At 74.9% G+C, this 19,901-nt stretch carries 15 protein-coding genes and 1 pseudogene; 5 read left to right on the top strand and 11 right to left on the bottom strand.

Annotated elements, in window-relative coordinates; genetic code table 11:
* Together PAI11_RS06190 and PAI11_RS26180 are read right to left on the bottom strand one after the other, a co-directional pair.
* On the bottom strand, positions 1–211 hold a 211-nt coding region (locus tag PAI11_RS06190), incomplete at its 3' end, for a gamma-glutamyltransferase (protein WP_040598653.1).
* Positions 208–1,491, bottom strand: coding sequence for a cyclase family protein (locus PAI11_RS26180; RefSeq protein ID WP_007572017.1), 1,284 nt, complete (start codon positions 1,489–1,491; stop codon positions 208–210). The genes PAI11_RS26180 and PAI11_RS06190, both read right to left, overlap by 4 nt.
* Before the next feature lie 155 nt (positions 1,492–1,646).
* Between PAI11_RS26180 and PAI11_RS06175 the strand changes: the two genes are divergently transcribed.
* On the top strand, positions 1,647–2,357 hold the full coding sequence (locus PAI11_RS06175; protein WP_007572016.1) for a GntR family transcriptional regulator: 711 nt from the start codon (positions 1,647–1,649) through the stop codon (positions 2,355–2,357).
* Positions 2,358–2,370: 13 nt separating this feature from the next.
* On the opposite strand, the gene PAI11_RS06170 is transcribed toward PAI11_RS06175, so the two are convergent.
* A complete protein-coding gene (locus PAI11_RS06170; protein WP_007572014.1) occupies positions 2,371–4,128 on the bottom strand; it encodes a gamma-glutamyltransferase family protein in 1,758 nt (585 codons plus the stop codon).
* A gap of 54 nt (positions 4,129–4,182) precedes the next feature.
* Here PAI11_RS06170 and PAI11_RS06165 point away from each other — a divergent pair, with 54 nt between their 5' ends.
* Positions 4,183–5,595, top strand: a complete 1,413-nt coding sequence (locus tag PAI11_RS06165) for an amidohydrolase (RefSeq protein ID WP_007572012.1) — start codon at positions 4,183–4,185, stop codon at positions 5,593–5,595.
* Complete coding sequence (locus PAI11_RS06160; protein ID WP_007572011.1) at positions 5,592–7,124, top strand: GMC family oxidoreductase; 1,533 nt, start codon at positions 5,592–5,594, stop codon at positions 7,122–7,124. Before PAI11_RS06165 ends, PAI11_RS06160 begins: the two co-directional genes overlap by 4 nt.
* 71 nt (positions 7,125–7,195) lie before the next feature.
* On the opposite strand, the gene PAI11_RS06155 is transcribed toward PAI11_RS06160, so the two are convergent.
* On the bottom strand, positions 7,196–9,658 hold the full coding sequence (locus PAI11_RS06155) for an aminotransferase class V-fold PLP-dependent enzyme (protein ID WP_007572010.1): 2,463 nt from the start codon (positions 9,656–9,658) through the stop codon (positions 7,196–7,198).
* Between the two features lie 318 nt (positions 9,659–9,976).
* Here PAI11_RS06155 and PAI11_RS06150 point away from each other — a divergent pair, with 318 nt between their 5' ends.
* Positions 9,977–11,158: an MFS transporter gene (locus PAI11_RS06150; RefSeq protein WP_007572008.1), complete on the top strand. Its 1,182-nt coding sequence runs from the start codon at positions 9,977–9,979 to the stop codon at positions 11,156–11,158.
* 6 nt (positions 11,159–11,164) lie between these two features.
* Here the strand turns inward: PAI11_RS06150 and PAI11_RS06145 are convergent, their stop codons facing one another.
* From PAI11_RS06145 to PAI11_RS06120, 6 genes are all read right to left on the bottom strand, one after another.
* Complete coding sequence (locus PAI11_RS06145) at positions 11,165–12,169, bottom strand: phosphotriesterase family protein (RefSeq protein ID WP_007572007.1); 1,005 nt, start codon at positions 12,167–12,169, stop codon at positions 11,165–11,167.
* Positions 12,166–13,245, bottom strand: coding sequence for an ABC transporter ATP-binding protein (locus tag PAI11_RS06140; RefSeq protein WP_007572006.1), 1,080 nt, complete (start codon positions 13,243–13,245; stop codon positions 12,166–12,168). The genes PAI11_RS06145 and PAI11_RS06140 overlap by 4 nt, the downstream gene beginning before the upstream one ends.
* Positions 13,242–14,078: an ABC transporter permease gene (locus PAI11_RS06135; RefSeq protein ID WP_081488290.1), complete on the bottom strand. Its 837-nt coding sequence runs from the start codon at positions 14,076–14,078 to the stop codon at positions 13,242–13,244. Before PAI11_RS06135 ends, PAI11_RS06140 begins: the two co-directional genes overlap by 4 nt.
* A complete protein-coding gene (locus tag PAI11_RS06130; protein WP_007572004.1) occupies positions 14,075–14,953 on the bottom strand; it encodes an ABC transporter permease in 879 nt (292 codons plus the stop codon). Before PAI11_RS06130 ends, PAI11_RS06135 begins: the two co-directional genes overlap by 4 nt.
* Before the next feature lie 72 nt (positions 14,954–15,025).
* Positions 15,026–16,174, bottom strand: coding sequence for an extracellular solute-binding protein (locus PAI11_RS06125; protein ID WP_007572003.1), 1,149 nt, complete (start codon positions 16,172–16,174; stop codon positions 15,026–15,028).
* Between the two features lie 395 nt (positions 16,175–16,569).
* Positions 16,570–16,749: a Sec-independent protein translocase subunit TatA/TatB gene (locus PAI11_RS06120; RefSeq protein ID WP_007572002.1), complete on the bottom strand. Its 180-nt coding sequence runs from the start codon at positions 16,747–16,749 to the stop codon at positions 16,570–16,572.
* 74 nt (positions 16,750–16,823) lie between these two features.
* Here PAI11_RS06120 and PAI11_RS24020 point away from each other — a divergent pair, with 74 nt between their 5' ends.
* Positions 16,824–18,446, top strand: a complete 1,623-nt coding sequence (locus PAI11_RS24020) for an amidohydrolase (protein ID WP_050897137.1) — start codon at positions 16,824–16,826, stop codon at positions 18,444–18,446.
* A gap of 116 nt (positions 18,447–18,562) precedes the next feature.
* Here PAI11_RS24020 and PAI11_RS28045 read toward each other — a convergent pair.
* Positions 18,563–19,006, bottom strand: a pseudogene (locus tag PAI11_RS28045) (GMC oxidoreductase); the annotation flags it as partial.
* Positions 19,007–19,901 lie beyond the last annotated feature (895 nt).

The raw sequence follows: 19,901 nt of genomic DNA, 5'->3' as shown, positions 1-19,901 counted from the left end.
CGACTCGGCCGTCGGGCCGGCGCACGAGCGCGGTCAGGTCGCCTCCCAGCGAGCACTGGTGCGGGTAGGCGACGACCAGCACCGCCGCCGCGGCGAGGGCCGCGTCGATCGCGTTGCCGCCGGCGGCGACGGCCGCCTCGGCCGCGTCGACCGCCCCGCCGTGGGGCGCCGCGACCGCGACCGCCCCGGCGCTGCCCCGGCCGCGACTCACGCCGCGCTCGCCAGCGGTCGCAGGAAGGCACCGCCGGGGGCCGCCTCCGAGCCGCGCAGCTTGACCGGCAGGCAGACCAGCTCGTAGACGCCGGCGTCGACCTCGCGCAGGTCGACGCACTCGACGATCGCGACCGCCGCCGGGCAGAGGATCAGGTGGGTGTCCCAGGTCGTGTCGCGGGTCGGGCTGTCGATCGTCAGGAAGTCGATCCCGACCAGCCGCACGCCGCGATCGACCAGCAGCTGGGCGCCGTCGGGCGCGAGCCCGACCCAGAAGTCGGGCTTCTCCGTCTCTTGAAGCGCGGTCGCCGAGTTGCGGGTCTTCAGCAGCACCCGCGGCTCGTCGCCGAGCCCGGCCGCCAGCAGGTCGGCGGCGGTGACCTCGGTCTCGACGGCGGTCAGGTCGAGGACCCGGGCCTCGCCGATCAGGACGTCGAGGCCGAGCTCGTCGATCGGGGCGCCGCCGTCGTCGAAGTGCAGCCCGGCGTCGACGTGGAGCCCGGTGTGCGAGCCGATGTCCCAGCGGGTGACGTTGCAGCGATCGCCGCGATCGAGCGACTCGACGACCTCGCGGACCGGCCGCCGCCCCCAATGGAGCATGCCGTCGTGGACCGGGACCGAGACGTCCTGGGCCGGCGCCAGGTCGCCGGACGGCAGCGGCCGCAGGACCACCCGGGCCGGCGCGGCCTCGGCGTCGATGATCGGCACCGGCAGGCAGAGCAGCTCGTAACGGCCGGCCGCAACGCCGGCCAGGTCGACCTGCTCGATCGTCGTGATGCCGGCGGCCGAGAGGACGTAGTGGGCGTCGAACGTCTTGTCGCGCCCCGGCGCCTCGATCGTGAAGAAGTCGATGCCGACCAGCCGCACGCCGCGATCGACCAGCAGCTGCGCCGCCTCCGGCGCCAGGCCGACCCAGTGCTCCGGGATCTCGGTCCCCCGCAGCGGCCCGTCGGAGTTGCTGGTCCGCAGCAGCACCCGCGGCTCGTCGCCGAGCCCGGCCGCCAGCAGGTCGGCGGCGGTGATCTCGCTCTCGACGGCGGTCAGGTCGAGGACCCGCGCCTCGCCGACCAGCAGGTCGAGCCCGAGCGCCCCGATCGACGCCCCGCCCGCCGCGGTGTGCAGCGGCGCCTCGACGTGGGTCCCCGTGTGCGCGCCCATGTACCAGCGGGTCACGTTGCCGGGATCGCCGTCGGCGATCCGCTCCATGTACCGGCTCTCGGGCTGGCGTCCGGGATGCAGCATCCCGGGGAAGACGGACATGGAGATATCGATCGCGGTCACGGAGAGCTCCTCTAGTTGGATCCTACCGTAGCAAGAATGGATCCATCTTAGGGATGGATCGGTCGTCGCCGCAGCGCTTGGTAGGTTGGCATCCGATTCAGGGAGCCATGGATACATCGTGCTCCCCGCCCGTCCCGACGCACGCACCGCGACCCATGAGCAACGACACCGAGCCCGCCCCACGCAGCGCCCTGGTCGACGAGATCGCATCGCAGATCCGCGCACGGATCATGTCCGGCGAGATCGCGATCGGCGCCCAGCTGCGCCAGGCCGAGCTCGCCAACGAGCTCGGCGTCAGCCGCACGCCGATCCGCGAGGCGCTGCGCCAGCTGCAGACCAGTGGCCTGATCGAGGTCGTGCCCAACCGCGGCGCCGTCGTCCGGGTCCCGGTCCCGTGGGAGGTCCGCGAGGCCTACCAGGTACGCGCGCAGCTGGAGGGCTTCGCGACCGAGCTGGCCGTCAAGCGGATCTCCGACGCCGAGATCGCGACGCTGCGCGAGGCCAACGAGACGATGCGCGAGGCGACCGTCCATCCGCCGGCCCTGCAGCCGGGCGAGGAGCCGCCGACCACGACGGCCAACGACGTCTTCCACACGACGATCCACCAGGCCTCGGGCAACCAGCGGCTCGCGCGGACGATCAACGAGATCAACGAGACCTTCCCGCGCAACGTCTCCTGGCTCGTGCTCCGCGACGACCAGCGCCACCGCGAGCAGAACGTCCGCGAGCACGAGCGGATCCTCGAGGCGATCGTCGCCGGCGACGGCGAGCGCGCCCGCCGCGAGATGGTCGAGCACGTCGTCGGCGCCGGCGAGCACCTGGCCCGCTGGTACGAGCGGCGCTCGGCGACGGTCTTCGTCGGCTGACGCCGGCCCCGGCTCAGCCCACGATCGCCGAGGCCGGCTGGCGCGGGTCGGCGCCCGCGTGCAGGAACCCGGACGTCCGGTCGCGGACGATCGCCTCGACCGCCGCCGCGTCACGGGTGAAGGCGGGCCAGCGGCCGACCACGTGCCCGCGCCGCTCCAGCTCGGCCAGGGTCGGCTCGTCGAAGCGGTCCTCGACCAGCAGCCGGTCCGGCAGGTAGTCGAACGGGGCGAACGAGTTCGGGAAGCTCCAGGTCGAGAACCGCGGCGCGTTGATCGCCTGCTGCAGGTCCATCCCGAAGTGGAAGCGGTTGAGCAGCACCTGCAGCATCGCCTGGACCTGCATGTCGCCGCCGGGGCAGCCGAACGGCATCACCGAGCCGTCGTCGAGCAGCGCGATCGCCGGGTTCGGCGTCAGCCGCGGGCGCTTGCCCGGCGCGACCCCGGCGGGATGGCGCGGATCGGGGCGCGACTGGAGGCCGCGGAGCGAAGGCACGATCCCCGTGCCCGGGATCACCGGCGAGGTCGAGGCGCCGTCCGAGGGGGTCGCCGAGAACGCGTTGCCCCAGCGGTCGACGACGCAGACGTACGAGGTCCCGCCCTCCTTCGGCTCGGCCTCCCCACCGACGCCGCCCTCGCCCACGACCGCGGGCGCGTCCAGCCGCGAGGGCGCCGGCAGCGACTGCGACTCCCCGAACAGCGCCGGCGGCAGGCCCGGCGCGGCCCGCTCGCGGTTGATCGCGCGGGCACGGGCGTCGGCGTGCGCGGGCGACAGCAGCCGCTCGAGGTCGACGTCGACGAACGCCGGGTCGCCGTAGTGGTGCTCGCGGTCGGCGAAGACCCCCTTCAGCGCCTCGACCACCAGGTGCACGTAGTCGGCCGAGTTGTGGTCGAGGCCATCGAGCCCGGCGGCCTCCAGCACCAGCAGCGCCTGGGCGAGCATCGGCCCCTGGCACCAGGGGCCGCAGGTCAGCAGCTCGAGGTCGCGCCAGCGGGTCACGACCGCGGGCTCGTAGCGGCAGCGGAACGCGGCCAGGTCCTCGCGCGTCAGGTAGCCGCCGTGCTGCTCGTGATAGGCGACGATCCGCTCGGCGATCTCGCCGCGGTAGAAGACCGCGCGGGCCGCTTCGAGGCCGGCTTCGCGGGTCCCGCCGGCCGCCTGCTCACCGTCGACCATCGCCTGCAGGGTCGCCGCCAGGTCGGTCTGCACGAACCGCTCGCCGACCCGCGGCGGACGGCCCTCGGGCAGGTAGATCGCCGCGTTGGCGGGCCACCGGCGGTAGCCGGCCTGGCGGGCGGCGATCCCCTCGGCGATCAGCGGGAAGATCGCGAAGCCGTCGCTCGCGAGCCGGATCGCGGCGGCCGCGATCTCGCCGAAGGTCATCGTCCCGTGGTCGCGCAGGGCCGTGATCCAGGCGTCCGGCGCTGCGGGCGTGACGGTCCGCAGCAGGCCGGTCGGGATCGTCCCGTCGTGCTCGCGGACGAAGAGGTCGGCGGGGATCCCGCGCGGCCAGACGCCGAGGCCGTCGATCGTCACCACCTGCCCGTCGGCGGTCCGGATCATGATCGGCGCGACTCCGCCGAAGTTGACCTCGTCGGCGTGCAGGACGGCGAGCGCGATGCCGGCGCAGCAGCCGGCGTCGATCGCGTTGCCGCCGGCTTCGAGGATCGCGAAGGCCGCCGCCGAGGCCAGGTGGTGGCCGGAGGAGACGGCGTGGCGGCTGCCGGTCAGCGACGTGCGCGGGGCGAGCCAGGTGGCGTCCGAGGCGGGCATGGCGCCACGCTATCAGCCATACGCATCCAATCTGTCGCTGTTAGGATCCAATCCGTGTCGCTGAGCGCCCCGCTCCCTCCGGTCCACGTCGTGGCCGGCCCGGTCCTGACGATGGACCCCGCCCGGCCCCGCGCCGAGGCGTTCGCCGTCGCCGACGGCACCGTCGTCGCCGTCGGCGGCCGCGAGCAGGCGCTGGCGGCCTGCCCGCCGGGAACGCCGGTGGTCGAGCCGGCGGCCCGGGCGATCGTGCCCGGGCTGATCGACGCCCACCTGCACCTGCAGTGGACGGGCCTGAAGCTGCTGCGGCTGCTCGGCGACCGCCCGTTCGCCGTCGACGAGGCGCTCGAGGCGCTCGACGGCGATGCCTTCGGCGATCCCTGGCCGGGCCCGCCGCCGACCCTCGAGCAGCGGCTGGCGGGCCTGCGGCTGGCGCAGCCGCTGCTCCACCGGCTGGGCCTGACCGGCGTCGTCGATCCCGCGGCGACCGCCGCCGAGCTGGCCGCTTACCAGGAGTGCCACCGCCGCGGCGAGCTGACGATCCGCGTCACGGCGATGCCCCACCCCGACCTCTCCGACGGCGCGGCGGCGGCGATCGAGCGGCTCTCCGGGCTCGGCGTCCGGACCGGCTTCGGGGACGAGCGCCTGCGCCTCGGCGGCATCAAGGTCTACTTCGACGGCGTCGGGATGGCCGGCACCGCGCTGCGCCGCGAGCCGTGGCCCGGCGACCCCGACGGCTCGCGCGGATGGCAGCGGATCGACGACGAGGAGCTCGCGCTGATCGCCGGCTTCTGCGCGCGCGAGCGGTGGTCGCTCGGGGTCCACGTCGTCGGCGGCGGCGGCATCGACGCGGTCCTCGACGCCTTCGCCGCCGCCGATCGCCGGTGGCCGATCGGCGACCTCCGCTTCAGCCTGATCCACGCCTACCTCGAGCCCTCGCCGCAGAACATGCGCCTGGCCCGCGAGCTGGGCGTGGTCGTCGCCGCGCAGCCCTCGATCCAATGGGTCAACGGGCCCGGGCTGGTGACGCGGCTCGGCCCGGCGGCGGCCGCCTCCAACCCGCTGCGCGCGTGGCACGATGCGGGCGTGGCGGTCGCCGGCGGATCCGACGGGCCGGACTTCCCCCTCGACCCGCGGCTGGGCCTCTGGCAGGCGCGCACGCGCCGGGTCCGCGACGCGCCCGAGCCGCTCGGCCCCGAGCAGGCGCTGACCGCCGCCGAGGCGCTGCGGATGTACACCAGCGGCGCCGCCCACGCCTGCTTCGGCGAGCGGCGCCAGGGCACGATCCGGCCCGGCGCCGCGGCCGACTGGACCGCGCTCTCGGTCGACCCGCTGCGCGCCCCGGCCGCCGACCTGCGGCAGGCGACGGCGACCGCCACCGTCGTGGCCGGCATGCTCGTGGCGACCGGCCGGGCCCCTGCCCCGGCCGCGCCCACCACCACCGACCACCGCGACCGGGCGATCCGATGACCAAGAACCCCGCTCCACTGCCGGCCGAGGCCGAGCTGATCGTCGTCGGCGGCGGAACCGCCGGGGCGGTCGTCGCCGCGCGCCTGGCCGAGCGCGGGGTCGACGTGCTGCTGCTGGAGGCCGGCCCCGACCCCGGTCCGCTCGGTGACCCGCGCTGGCCCGCCGACCTGGTCGACGCGACGCGGCTCGGCCACTCCTGCGACTGGGGCTTCGACTCGGGCGACAGCTACCCCGACCAGACCATCCGCTTCGAGCGCTCGCGGATCCTCGGTGGCTGCTCGACCCACAACGGCGCGGTCCAGACCTGGGGCCACCGCCGCGACTACGACGACTGGGCGGCCGCGGGCAACCCCGGCTGGGCGACCGACGACCTGCTGCCGCTGTTCCGGCGCGCCTCGGAGCAGCTGCGGGTCACGACCTACGCGATCGACGAGCTGACCCCGTGGCAGGAGGCCTGGCGCGCCGCCGGCCCCGCGGTCGGGCTGCCGCAGCTGGCCGACCTCAACGACCTCGACGAGACGGTCGGGTTCGCTCCCGAGTCGGTCAACGTCGTCGAGGGCGGCGTCCGCTTCAACAACGCCTTCGCCTACCTGGACCCCGTCCGCGGGCGCCCGAACCTGCGGATCGTCGGCGACGCCCTCGTCGACCGGCTGCTGGTCGAGGACGGTCGTGCCGTCGGCGTCGTCGTCCGCCACGGCGGCGCGCCCGTCGAGGTCCGCGCCGCCCGCACCGTGCTCGCCGGCGGCACGTTCTGCTCGCCGGCGGTGCTGCTGCGCTCCGGCGTCGGCCCCGCCGCCGACCTCCGCGCGCTCGGGATCCCGGTCGTCGCCGACCGGCCCGGCGTCGGGGCGAACCTCCACGACCAGCCGTTCGTGCTGCTGACGTGGGAGGGATCGGACGAGATCGCCCGCGCGATGGACGCGGCCGCCGCCCGTGGCTGGGCGCCCGACGAGCAGGTGATGGCGAAGGCCGCGTCGAGCTTCGACCCCGGCCTCTTCGACCTCCACCTGCTGCCCTACAGCCCGACCCACATCGGCGACGGGCGGACCTGGCACGCCGGCGCCGGCTGCCTGCTGCCGCGCTCGCGGGGACGGGTGGCGCTGGTCGACCGCGACCCGGAGACGCTGCCGACGGTCGACCACGGCTTCCTGACCGACGAGCAGGGGCACGACGTGCGCGTGCTGGCCGAGGGCGTGGCGCTGCTGCGCGAGCTGGCCGCCCAGCCGCAGCTGGCGCGGCTGCTGGGACGCGAGCGCACGCCCGGTCCGGCGACCGCCTCGCTGGCCGAGATCGAGGCCCACCTGCGACACAACATCGACAGCTACTGGCACCCGGTCGGCAGCTGCCGGATGGGACCGGCCGGCGATCCGACCGCCGTCGTCGACGCCCGCGCCGAGGTCCACGGGCTGCCCGGCTGCTTCGTCGCCGACTGCTCGCTGATGCCGACGATCCCGCGCGCCACGACGGCGATGCCGGCGACGGTGATCGGCGAGCGGGTCGCCGAGCTGCTGCTCGAGCCGGCGGCCTGAGCCGCCCGCGAGCGGCCGATCCGGGACGCGGGTCGCCGGCGGCGGCTCCGCGACGCCCGGCCGGACGCGGCTCAGCCGGCCGCGCCGAACTGCCGATCGAGCATCAGCGCCGGGTCGAGGAAGGCCAGGTCGGGCCGCTCCTCGCCGGTCGCCAGGTCCGCCAGCGCGGCCCCGATCGCGGGACCGAACTTGAAGCCGTGGCCGGAGCAGGCGGCGGCCACGAGGACCTGCGGCCGGTCCGGCAGCGCGCCGACGGCGAAGCGGTTGCGCGGAGCCATCGTGTAGCGGCAGGAGAGCGCCTCCTGACAGTCGCCGTCGACGGCGGGCAGGAACCGCCGCAGCAGTCCCCGCAGCAGCTCGACCTCGTCGGCCGAGACCGGCTCCCGGGGGCGGTCGAGGTCGTCGGGCGGCCCGTCGTCGAGGCCGACCTTGACCCCGCGGCCGCCGAACGCCCCGAAGCCGTAGAGCAGCCCGACCTCGGGCACGTCGACGGAGAAGGCGCCGAGCGCCGGCGCGGTGACCACGTCCGGGGCGCTGGAGCCGAAGTGCGCGTTGACGATCCGGATCACGCGCAGCGCGGGAGCCAGCTCGGGGACCAGCGCGCCGGTCCACGGCCCGGCGCAGATCACCAGCCGCTCGGCCAGCACCCGCCCGGCCGGGGTGTGGACCGCGACGCCCTCGCCGTCCGGCGCCCAGGCGACGACCGGCGACGCGTCCCGGCGCTCGACGCCGGCCCGCGCGCCGAGCGCGCCCAGGGCCGCGAGCGCCTCCGGCACGTCGATGATCCCGGCCTGCGGGTCGTGGACGGCCTCGAAGCCCTCGTCGAGTCGCAGCGCCGGGAAGATCGCCGCCGCCTGCTCGGGGTCGACGGCGGCGCAGCCGGGGCCGCGCAGCCCGCCGGGGCCGCCGGCCGGACGGGCGAAGAGGCCGCCGACGGTCGTCACGAGCGGGCGGCCCGCGGCGTCGGCCAGCTCGTCCCAGGCGCCGAACGCGCGGTCGACCAGGCCGTCCCAGGCCGCCGACGGGTAGGCGCGGCGGATCATCCGGGTGCGGCCGTGCGAGGAGCCCTCGAGGTGGCCGCCGCGCAGCCGCTCCAGCGCCAGCACCCGCAGCCCGCGGCGGGCCAGCTGCCAGGCCGCGGCGCTGCCGTGGATCCCGGCTCCGACGACGACCACGTCGATCCGCTGGACGCCGCCGCGGAACGGCGCGCGGGCGGGGGCCGTGGTCGTGGTCGCGCCGGCGGTCCCCGCGGCGTCCGGGGGCTGCGCGCCCGGGGTCGCCGGCGGGACCAGCGGCGCGCGTCCGTTGCGCGATCCGCCGCCCCGCAGCACCCGCTCGAGCGCGTCGATGTCGTCGACGTCGTTGTAGACGTGGAAGGAGGCGCGGACGACGGCCTCGAGCCGTCGCGGCGCCATGTCCCACTGGCCGTGGCCGGCCGGCACCGGGACGACGTGGACGCCCAGCTCCTGCAGCGCCTGCTGCGTCGCCCGCGGGTCCTCGCCGTCGCGCACGAAGGTCACGATCCCGCCGACGGCGCCGGCCGGGTCGGTGACGGTGACCCCCGGCAGCTGCGTCAGCCGCTCGCGCAGGGCCTGCCCGAGCCGCGTCACGTGGGCCGCGACCGCGTCGACGCCGAGCGCGCGGGCCTCGGCGATCGCGACCCCCAGGCCCAGCCGCAGCGCGTGCGACGTCTCCCAGGTCTCGAAGCGGAGCGCGGTGTCGCTCAGCTCGAAGGCGTGCTCGCCCGACCAGCGGGCGCCGCGGACGTCGGGAGCGGGCGGGCGGATCCGGCCGCGGAGGTCGGCGTCGACGTAGAGGAACCCGGTTCCGCGCGGCCCGCGCAGGAACTTGCGGCCGGTGGTGAAGAGCGCGTCGCAGCCGATCTCGCGCACGTCGACCGGCAGGTGCCCGACGCTCTGGGTCGCGTCCAGCAGGTACGGGACGCCGGCCGCCCGCGCCAGCCGCCCGACCTCGGCCGCCGGCTCCAGCAGCCCCGAGGAGGTCGGGATCTGCGCGATCGTCACCAGCGCCGCCGGCCGCTCCAGGGCCCGCTCGAGCGCGGCGACGTCGACGTGACCGGCCGCGTCGCGCGGCAGCACCTCGAGCTCGATCCCGCGGGTCCGCTCGAGCTCCAGCAGGTTCAGCGCCGAGCTGACGTAGCTCGAGCGCGCCGCCAGGATCCGGTCCCCCGGGCCCAGCTGCAGGGCGTCGATCATCCGCTGCCAGCCGACCGTCGCGCTCTCGACGAGCGCGATGTCGTCGCGCTGCCCGCCGATCAGCCGCGCGGCCTGGTCGTAGACCGCGTCGAGCCGCTCGCGGGCCGCCGCCGCGGCCTCGTAGCCACCGATCCGCGACTCCAGGTCGAGGTGCTCGACGACCGCCTCGAGCACCGTCGAGGTCGGCAGCGCAGCCCCCGCGGCGTTCAGGTGCCGCGCCCCGAAGACGCCCGGCGTGCGGGCGCGCTCGGCGGCGACGTCGATCGCCGGGGACGTGGCGGAGCTGATGCCGCGATCGTCGGAGAGCACCTCGCTCATCGGTCGCCGAGACCCTCCCCCGTGCGCCGCAGGCGGGCGCGATCGGGCAGCTCGCGGCGGCCCATCAAGCAACGCTCGCGATCGGGGGATGGGCAACGAGAACGACCATGGGATCCGAACTGTATCATTTTGGATCCATCACCTCCCGAAACCCGTTCGACCAGCCCGGAGGCGGAGCGTGCGGCCTGGCTCGACACCCATGGGAACATCGTACCCCGTAATGGATACATCTCAAAGGTCGTTGTATCCAGATCTGCCCCAAAAGCGTCCTTCTGACGTCCGTCCCCCACGCCGCGACCGCGCGACGCCCTCCGCGCGGTGACCCCCGAGACCAGCCTCGGCCGCGGCTTCTGGGCGATCTTCGCCGCCTCGCTGCTGATCTGCATGGCGAACGGCGCGTCGACCCCGGTGCTGCCGCTGTTCGTCGAGTCGCGGCTGGGCGGGGACGCGGCGACGGTCGGGCTGGTCGTCGGCTCCTCCTCGATCGTCGCGGTGGCCGTGCGGCCGCTGCTGGGGCTCCTGACCGACCGCTACGGCCGGCGCAGGCTCTCGATCGCCGGCGCCGCCTGCGCCGCGACCGGCGTGCTGCTGCTGGCCGTCGCGACCAGCGTCGCCAGCGGCACCGGCGGGCGCGTGCTGTTCGGCCTCGGCGGCGCGGCGATCAACACCGCGGTCACCACCTGGATCATCGACACCGCCGCGCGCCACGCCCGCGGCCGGGCGCTGAGCGTGTTCGGGATCAGCATCTGGATCGGCCTCGCGCTCGGCCCGCAGCTGGGCCAGACCGCGCTCCACCTCGGCGGCTACCGCGCGGTCTGGATCACCTGCGCGGCGCTCGCGATCGCGGCGCTGCTGTGCCTGCTGCCGCTGCCCGAGCCGGCGATCGAGCGCCACGCCGACGAGGACCGGGCGCCGCGGCGCTGGCGGACCGCGACCCGCGCGGTGCTGCGACCCGGGGTCGTCGGCGCGCTGGCCTGGTCGGGCGAGGGCGCGATCCTCGCCTTCCTCGTGCTGCACCTGGAGCACCGCGGGCTGCCCTCGACCGGCGTGCTCAGCGCCGCCAGCGTCTTCACGCTCTTCGCCATCAGCGTGATCGGCGCGCGGATCCTGCTCGGGCGGCTGCCCGACCGGATCGGCCCGACCCGCGCGGCGACGATCGCGCTGCTGGCGATCGGCGCCGGCCTGACCGTGCTCGCCGCCGCCTCGTCGATCGCCGTCGCCGCCATCGGCGCCGTCCTGCTCGGGTTCGGCTTCGCGCCGCTCTACCCGGCGCTGGCGATGCTGGCGACCGCGCGGCTGGCGCCGACCCAGCGGGCGACGGGGCTCGGCGTCTACCTGGCGTTCCTCGACCTCGGGATGGCGATCGGGTCGATCGGCGGCGGGGTGCTGGCCGGCTGGCAGGGCGAGGCCGCCGCGCTCTACGGCGCGGCCGCCGCGCAGCTGCTGGGCCTGGCGCTGCTGGCCGCGGGCGCGCGGCGCCACGCCCCCGCGCCGGCCTGAGCCCGTTCAGCGGTCGAGCAACCGCGCCGGGTTCGCGACCAGCATCCGGTCGATCGACGGCTGCGGGACGCCGCGGCGCAGCAGCTCGGGCACGATCCGCCGCAGCAGGTGGTCGTAGCCCATGCCGCCGTAGGCCCGCAGCTGGGTCTTGGTCCAGACCGAGCAGCCCAGCACGCAGCGATCGTCGAGGTCGCCGGCGAGGATCTCCACGATCGCGTCCAGCCGCTCGGCGTCGGTCGGGTCCTTGTAGCCGCCGCGGTAGTAGGCCTCATTGCCGAAGCACCACTCGAGCGTCGCGCCGGCGCCGGCCAGCTCGCGCAGGTAGCCCAGGTCGACGTACTCGTCGACGTTGCCGAAGATCACCTGCGACGCCGGGCAGCCGGCGGCGCCAAGCAGCTCCAGCACCTCGACCCCGCGCTGGACGCTCGGGTCGAGCCGGATCACGATCGCGGCCCCGGTCCGCCCGGCGGCGGCGCCGGTCGCCTGCAGCACCCGCCGCTCGGACGCGGTGATCGGCTCGCTCGTCCCGACGATCCCGAGGATCCCGGCCCGGAAGCCGGCGTCCTCGAGCTCGTCGTCGAGCGCCGCGACGAAGCGATCCGCGAGCGCGTCGTCCGAGAGCCCGGCGATCCACGGCGGATGCGGCCGGTCCAGGTAGACCCCGACCCCGGCGACGACGTGCATCCCCGAGCCGCGGGCGATCTGCGGCAGCGCGGCCGGGCGGCTCCCCAGCCCCCACGAGGTCAGGTCGACCACCGTCCGCTGCCCCAGCGACGCCGCGCCGGCCAGCTCGGCGACCGCCAGGGCGGGGTCGTCGAGGACCAGGTTGTCCTCGAGCGCCAGCAGGTTCCAGCGCAGGAAGCCGAGGTTCTCGATCGTCACCTCGCGGACCTCCGGCAGCGGCTCGCGGGCCGGCGCGTGCAGCACCCGCGCGTCCGACAGCAGGTGCTCGTGCATCGACGTCGGCCCCAGCTCCGCGGCCGGGATCGGGCCGAGGACGGTCTCGATCATGCCGCGATCGTCAGGTCCGCCGAGACCAGCGGCGGCTCCGACTCGACGTCCTCGGGCACGACGTGCAGGTCGCACCCGTCGTTCAGCGCCAGCTCGATCGTCGTCCCGGGGGCGATCGTCGTCGGGTCGGTGCTGGCGGGCAGCGTGACGATCATCGCGCCGACCTCGTCATGGACGACGTCGAGCCGGTAGCGGGTGCCCTGGAAGCTCGCGGTCGTCACCCGTACCGACAGCCGCGGCGCGGAGCCCGGCAGGTCGCCGCCGAGCGCGAAGTCCTCGGGCCGCAGGACGGCGGTGCCGCTGCGGGCGCCGACCCCGGTCCCGAAGCCGGCCAGCCGCCCGTCGCGAACCGCCACCAGGTTCGTCTCGCCCAGGAAGCGGGCGGCGAAGAGCGTCGCCGGCCGCCGGTAGAGGGCCTCCGGCGTGTCGATCTGCTCGACGTTGCCGTCGCGCATGATCGCCACGCGGTCGGACATGGTCATCGCCTCGGTCTGGTCGTGGGTGACCGCGACGGTGGTGACCCCGACCTCCTGCTGGATCCGCTTGACCTCGATCTGCATCGTCTCCCGCAGCTGCTTGTCGAGCGCGGCCATCGGCTCGTCGAGCAGCAGCACGCTCGGCGACGGCGCCAGCGCCCGGGCGAGCGCGATCCGCTGCTGCTGGCCGCCGGAGAGCGAGCGGACCGGCCGGTCGGCCGTGCCCGGCAGCTGGACCAGCTCGAGCATCTGCTCGGCGACGGCGCGCCGCTTGGCCTTGTCGACCTTGCGGGTCAGGAGCGGGAAGGCGACGTTCTCGCCGACCGTCATGTGCGGGAAGAGCGCGTAGGACTGGAAGACCAGGCCGATGTCGCGATCGTGCGGCGGCCGCTTCTCGACCGGCTGCTGGTCGAAGCGGACGTGCCCGCCCGAGGTCGGCACCAGGCCGGCGATCACGTTCAGGGTCGTGGTCTTGCCCGACCCCGACGGGCCCAGGAGCGTCAGGAACTCCCCCGGAGCGATGTCCAGGGAGACCCCGTGCAGGATCTCGTTGCCGCCCAGGGCGACCCGGACGTCCTCCAACGTCAGCTGCACGCTCATGCGTTGCCTCCTCGGCGAGCGGCCGTTCCACGGCCCATGATCAGGCTTCCGATGCCCAGGACGAGGATCGCCAGCATGGTGATCATCGTGGACACCGCGGAGAGGGTCGGGGCGATCGACTCCGACGCCTCGCGGTAGAGCTGCTGGGCCAGGGTCGTCTGGTCGACCGGCGACAGGAAGATCGCCAGCGTCGCCTCGTCGAAGCAGGTGGCGAACGCGAACACCCAGCCGCCGATGATCGCCGTCTTGATCAGCGGCAGCTCGATCCGCCAGAGGATCGTCGGCCACCGCGCCCCCATCGTCGACGCCGCGCTCGAGAGCCGCGGGTCGACGTTGGCCAGGGCCCCGGCGACGACCACGTAGACCAGCGGGAAGGTGATCGTCGCCTGCGCCAGGATCAGCGGCAGGGTCGTGTCGGCCAGCCCCGACGGCAGCTTCAGGAACAGGTGGTAGATCCCCAGCGCGTAGGAGACGTAGGGGATCGCCAGCGGCATGATGAAGAGGCTCCGCATCACGCGCGAGGTCCGCCCCTGCATCAGCCGCCGCATCCCGAGCGCGGTCGCGGTGCCCATCACCGTCGACAGCAGGCTGGCGAAGAGGCTGACCCGCAGCGAGACCATGATCGGCCCGGTCCAGGTGTCGTCGTCGAAGACGGCCCGGTACCACTGCAGCGAGAAGCCCTTCGGCGGGAACTCGAGCAGCTGGCCGGCCGTCCACGACGTCGGGACGACGATCGCCAGCGGCACCAGCATGAAGAGCCCGAGGACGACCCCGAGGACGAGGAACGGGATCCGGGCCAGGCCGAGCCCGTCGCGCAGCTCGCGATCCATCATCGTCCCCACTGCTCGCTGACCTTGAAGACGCGGTCGGCGGCGACGTAGACGACGATCACCACCGCCAGCAGGACGAGGCTCATCGCCGCCGCCGTGCTGGTCTCGCCCGGGGTGTTGAAGGACGCGCCGATCAGGCTGGCGACCATCGGGCCGGTCGGACTGCCGAGCAGCTGCGGCGTCACGTAGAAGCCGAGCGACATCACGAAGACCAGCACCGCGCCGGCCATGATCCCCGAGCGCAGCTGCGGGAGGACGACCTTGCGGAGCGTCAGCAGCGGCCCGGCGCCGAGCACCCGGGCCGCCCGCAGGTGCATCGGGTCGAGCTGGCGGATCGCCGCGTAGACCGGCAGCACCACGTAGGGCAGCATCACGTGGACCATCGCCGGGTAGGCCGCCGCGGTCTTCTGGAAGACCTCGACCGGCGCGTCCCGCAGCCCGAGCCCGTGGAGCACCGAGTAGATCGGCCCCTGCGGCAGGTACAGCAGCATCCAGCCGTAGGTGCGGACGAGCAGCGAGGTCCAGAAGAGCGTGAAGAGCGCGATCAGCAGCGCGATCGCGACGCCCTTCGGCGCGATCGCCAGCGCCATCGCGTAGATCGTGCCGAAGATCAGCGTCAGCACCGAGACCGTCGCCGCCAGCACCAGCGTCCGCCAGATCGAGGCGCGGAAGATCTCGTCGCCGAGCGCCTTGCTGAAGCCCGAGTCCTGCAGCGCCAGGTAGACCAGGAACCCGAGCGGGACGACCAGCAGCAGGACCAGGAACGTGACCGGCGGCACGAGCAGCCAGAGCGCGCCGTTGCCGCCGAGCGCGCCCCGCAGCGGACTCGCGAGGCGGCCGCCGGCCGGCACCGTGGCCGTCGCCGTGGTGTCGTTCATGAATACAATCCTAGCATCTTTGGATCCATTCCTGCGCAGGTTCGGGTTCGAGCGGCCCGGCGACGGCCGTGCTCAGCCCGCGAACAGCTTCTTGTTCGCGTCCTGCAGGTTGCCCTCGTTGTCGGCCAGCCACTTGATGTCCGGGGCGACGACCGTCCGTCCGGGGGCGTTGGGCAGCGCCGACGCCTCGGCCTTGCTCATCGCGTCGAAGGCGGCCTTCGACGGCGGTCCGTAGTTGGTGAGGACCGCGAACTCGGCCTGCCGCTCCGGCTGGGCGCAGAACGCCGCCAGCGCCTGGACCGCATCCATGTTCGGCGCGTCGGGCATCGTGTTCATCCCGTTCGGCTGCAGGATCGGCGTCATCGTCCAGCGCACGTCGACCGAGATGCCCTTGCCCTGGAGCGCCTTCCACATCCCGTTGGGCCCGAACGAGAGCGCGACGGTCTTCGACGTCAGGAAGGACTGCGCCTGCGGGAACTGGTCGTAGAAGACCAGGTCGTCCCAGATCGTCTTGATCTTGGCGTCGGCCCGCTCGATGTCGATCGGGTAGATCTCGTCGGGCGCCACGCCGAGGGCGAGCAGCGCCGCCTCGCGCGTGCCGGGCGTGTAGTCCTTGCCCGGCCACGAGCGCTTGCCCGGGAACTTCTTGGTGTCGAAGAAGTCGGCCCAGGTCTGCGGACCCGCCCCGCTGAAGGTGCCCTTCAGCGACGCCGGCACGTAGGCGACGTAGAACGACTGCCACATGTAGGGCTGGAACTCGGCCGGGATCAGGTCCTCGTAGGCGATCGACGGCACCTTCGGGAGCGGCTTCTTGCCCTCCTGCTGCGCGGTCAGCGCCTCCGCCGCCGAGCCGTGGAAGGCGTCCCACTTCGCCGGGACCTCGCCGGCCAGCATCTGGTTGCCGAGCCGCCCGGGGATATCGGCCGAGACCACGCGGACGCCGGTCCGCTCGGTGAAGGGATCCCAGAAGGCCTTCTTGCGGGCGGCCTCGGTGGTGCCGCCGTAGTTGCCGATCACGACCTGCTTGGAGGTGATCCCGTCCAGCAGCTTCTTGAGCTCCGGCGATTCGGCGGCGGCCGACGCCGCCTTGGTGGTGGTACCCGAGCCGTCGCTCCCGCAGGCGGCCAGCAGGGTCGGGCCGAGCGCCAGGGCGCCGGCCCCGAGACCGGCTCGCCGCAGCAGGCCGCGTCGGGTGAGGTCGGATTCGCTACGTCGATTCATCGTCTTCCCCTCGAGACCGGCCGAGGCCCCACGCTCAGGAGAGCCGGGAGCTCGATGCCAGGTCATTGCTGTCGCGCGTCTTTGGATCCATCAGGCAAGAGAATGGATCCACAATCGGTCGGGAGCCTAACCCGACCGACGCTGCGGGGCAAGCTCCCGTTGTCCAAACCGCCACCCGTCGACCCTCGCCAAGCGGCGAGCAGCTGGGTGGGAAGGCGGCGACGAGCGGCGGGGAACGGACGCACCCGTCGCGCGCGGGGGCGCCGAAGGGGGACGGAGAACACCATACGAGACGTCCATGGATCCATAAATTCGACAGCTGGATCCATGGCTCAGCCTAGCGTCCGGCGTGACGGGGAGCAAACGGCGCCACCGCCAGGGCGGCGCCGATCCGATCACGCGTCGCGGTCGGGGTCCGGGAGCGCGTCCACGTCGCGCCGCGGCCCCCGGACCCCGTCGCGGAACTCCCGCATGCCGGCCCCGAGCGAGCGCCCGGTCTCGGGCAGCCGCTTGGCGCCGAAGAGGACCAGGGCGATCAGCAGGACGATGGCGATCTCGGCAGGACCGAAGGGCATGGGAGCTCCGCTTCCGTGGCAGGTATGGGCGATCTACTGTATCCGATACCAAGAAGAACGGATACAATCTGCCCATGACTGCCCCGCCGCGTCCGCTGATCGTCACCGGCGACGTCATCACGATGGATCCGTCGCGGCCGCGGGTCGCGGCGGTCGCGATCGTCGACGGCCGGATCGCCGCGACCGGCACCGTCGACGAGGCCCGCGCCGCCTGCCCGGCGGGAACGGCCACGCTCGAGCTGCCCGGCACCGTGGTCCCGGGGCTGATCGACTCCCACGTCCACATGCTCTGGGGCGGCCGCGACCTGGGGCGGCTCGACGTCTCCGGCGCCCGCAGCGTTCCGGAGCTGCTCGACGCGGTCGCCGGCTACGCCGCGGACCACCCGCAGCAGCCGTGGCTGGCGGGCTCGGCCGGCCTCGACCCCGAGGACCTGGCCGAGGGGCGCTTCCCGACCCGCGCCGAGCTCGACGCCGTCACCGACGGCCGCCCCCTGTTCCTCGACCGCCGGGCGCACGACGCGCTCGTCAACGGCGCCGCCCTCGACGCGGCCGCGATCGATCGCGACACGCCCGACCCGGTCGGCGGCGTGATCGAGCGCGACGCCGCCGGCGAGGCCACCGGCCTGCTGGTCGAGCGGCCGGCGATGGAGCTGATCGAGCGGCTGCTGCCCGCACCGGACCTCGAGCAGCGGCTGCGGTGGCTGGACGCGATCCAGCCGGAGTTCCTCGCGCGCGGGATCACCAGCGTCGTCGACCCCGCGCTGACGATCGACGAGCTGCTGGCGTACCAGGCCGCGGACGAGCGCGGCAGGCTGACCGTCCGCACCACCGCGATGCCGCTCGGCGACGGCGAGGTCGCGCCGGCCGAGGTCGACCGCGCGTTCCGCGCCGCCGGCGTCGACCTCGACCGGCGCGAGGGCGAGCGGCTGCGGATCGGCCCCTGGAAGCTCTTCCTCGACGGCGGCGGCTCGCTCGGGACCGCGCTGCTGCGCGACCCGTGGCCGGGCACCACCGACTACTTCGGCAACCAGACGACCTCGACCGCCGGACTGCGCGCCTACGCCCGCTGGGCGGCGGAGACCGGCGCCGGGCTCGGCGTCCACACCGTCGGCAACGCCGCCGTCGACCTGCTGCTGGACGCGTTCGCCGAGGCCGACGCGGTCCGGCCGATCGCCGGCCTCGGCTTCACGATGATCCACGCCTACCTGTGGCCGACCGGCGAGCAGATGGCGCGCACCCGCGACCTCGGCGTGCTGCTGGCGACCCAGGCGCCGCTGCAGTGGAAGTTCGGCCCCGGGCTGATCCGCCGCTTCGGCGAGGAGGCGGTCGGCGGCGCCCATCCGCTGCGCAGCTGGCTGGCCTCGGGGACCACCGTCGGCGGCGGATCGGACGGGCCCGACCTGCCGTCGCTGGCGCCGCTGTTCGCGTTCTGGCAGATGCAGCGGCGGACGGTCGAGGGTCGCGACGACCCGATCGGCGCCCAGGAGGCGATCACCGCCGAGCAGTCGCTGGCGCTCTACACCACCGGCGCCGCGGTGATCGCCCGCGCCGAGGACCGCGGCCGGCTGGCGCCGGGCTACGTCGGCGACCTGGTCGCGCTCGACGTCGACCCGCTGCGCGATCCGCCCGAGGCCTGCCGCGACGGCCGCGCGCTGGTCACGGTCGTCGGCGGCGAGGTCGTCCACGACGCGCGCTGAGGGCGCGCGGCTCCGTCGCCCCCGAGCCGGGCGGCAAGCCGCTCGGCGGTTCGCCACGCAAGCGCCTCGATCGTCTGGGTCGGGCCGCGTCCGCCGGTCGTCGGGAAGGTCGAGGAGCCGACGATCGCCAGGTCGTCCCGCCCGTGGGCGATGCCGTCCGCGTCGACGACCGAGGTCGCCGGATCGTCGCCCATCCGCGCGCCGCCGTAGAGGTGTGTGCCCAGGGGCTGGGGCACCAGCGGCGCGGTCCAGACCCGCGCGGCGCCCGCCTCGCGCAGCCACTCCCCCATCCGCGCGGCCAGGAAGGCCGCGCGACGGCGATCGTCGACGGCCAGGCCGTGGGTGACCCGCAGCACCGGCCGCCCCAGCGGATCGGCATGGGCCGGGTCGAGGTCGAGCCGGTGGCCGGCGCGCGGCAGCTGCTCGGGCTGGGCCCAGACGCTGCCGACCGACCGACCGTGGTCGGCGGCCCAGCGGCGGGCGGCGGGCGTGCCCGGCCGGATCCCGGGCGGCGGCGCGGTCGCCAGCGGGCCGCCGCCGGGCGCCGTCGGTCCCGTCATCGCGGCCTGCAGCAGCGATCCGCCGACGAAGCCGAGGCCGCGGTGGTCGAACGCGTCGCCGTCGAAGTCCGCGATCGCCGTCGCCTGCGCCGGGGTCCCCGACGCGCGGCCCAGGTCCTCTCCCGCGAACAGGCCGTGGACGAGCAGCACGCTGTGAGCCATGAAGTGGCGGCCGACCTGCCCGCTGCCGTTGGCCAGCCCGGCCGGGAACGCCGGCGAGCGCGAGAGCAGCAGCAGCCGCACGTTCTCGAAGACCGAGGCGGCCAGCACCACCGCGCGGGCCCGCTGCTCGAGCGTCCGCCCCGCGCGGCGATAGCGCACGCCGCGAACCCGGTCGCCGTCGACGAGGACCTCCAGCGCCGTCGCCTCGGAGCGCACCTCGACGGCCCCCGAGGAGACGGCGGCGGCCAGCAGCTCGTCGCTGACCGACCCCGCAGCCGGCGGCGCAAGGGCGTCGCCGCGAAGCGCCGCGGGCGCCGCGAACGGCGTCCAGCCGCGCCGGCGGGCCGCCCCGGCCATCCGCGTGGTCCACGCCGTGGGGGCGAGCGCGCCCGGCAGCTCCCGGCCGCCGGACGCTGCGCCGCCGGCCACCTCCAGCAGCCGCTCGACGCGGTCGTGGTACGGGTCGAGGTCGGCCGCCGTCAGCGGCCAGTCCTCGACCGTCACCTCGGGGTCCAGCGCCCCGGGCCCGTGACCGGCGTCCGTCGCCGAGCGCACCCGCAGGCTCCACGGGTCCAGCCGGTAGCTCTGGGCGGCCGCCAGCCGCTTCGCCCCGCCGATCGCGTTGCAGCCCGCCGGCGGTCCCGGAGCGGGCGTCGCCCGCTCGCCGGCGTGACGGCGGATCGTCGGCGGCGGGGCGGCGATCGGCGAGCGCGCGGCCGGGGTCCCGGGCGCG

The sequence above is a fragment of the Patulibacter medicamentivorans genome, assembly GCF_000240225.1.
Classification (GTDB): Bacteria; Actinomycetota; Thermoleophilia; order Solirubrobacterales; family Solirubrobacteraceae; genus Patulibacter; species Patulibacter medicamentivorans.
The sequence above is the reverse complement of the archived record's forward strand: the minus strand, read 5'-3'. Positions and strand labels throughout refer to the sequence as shown.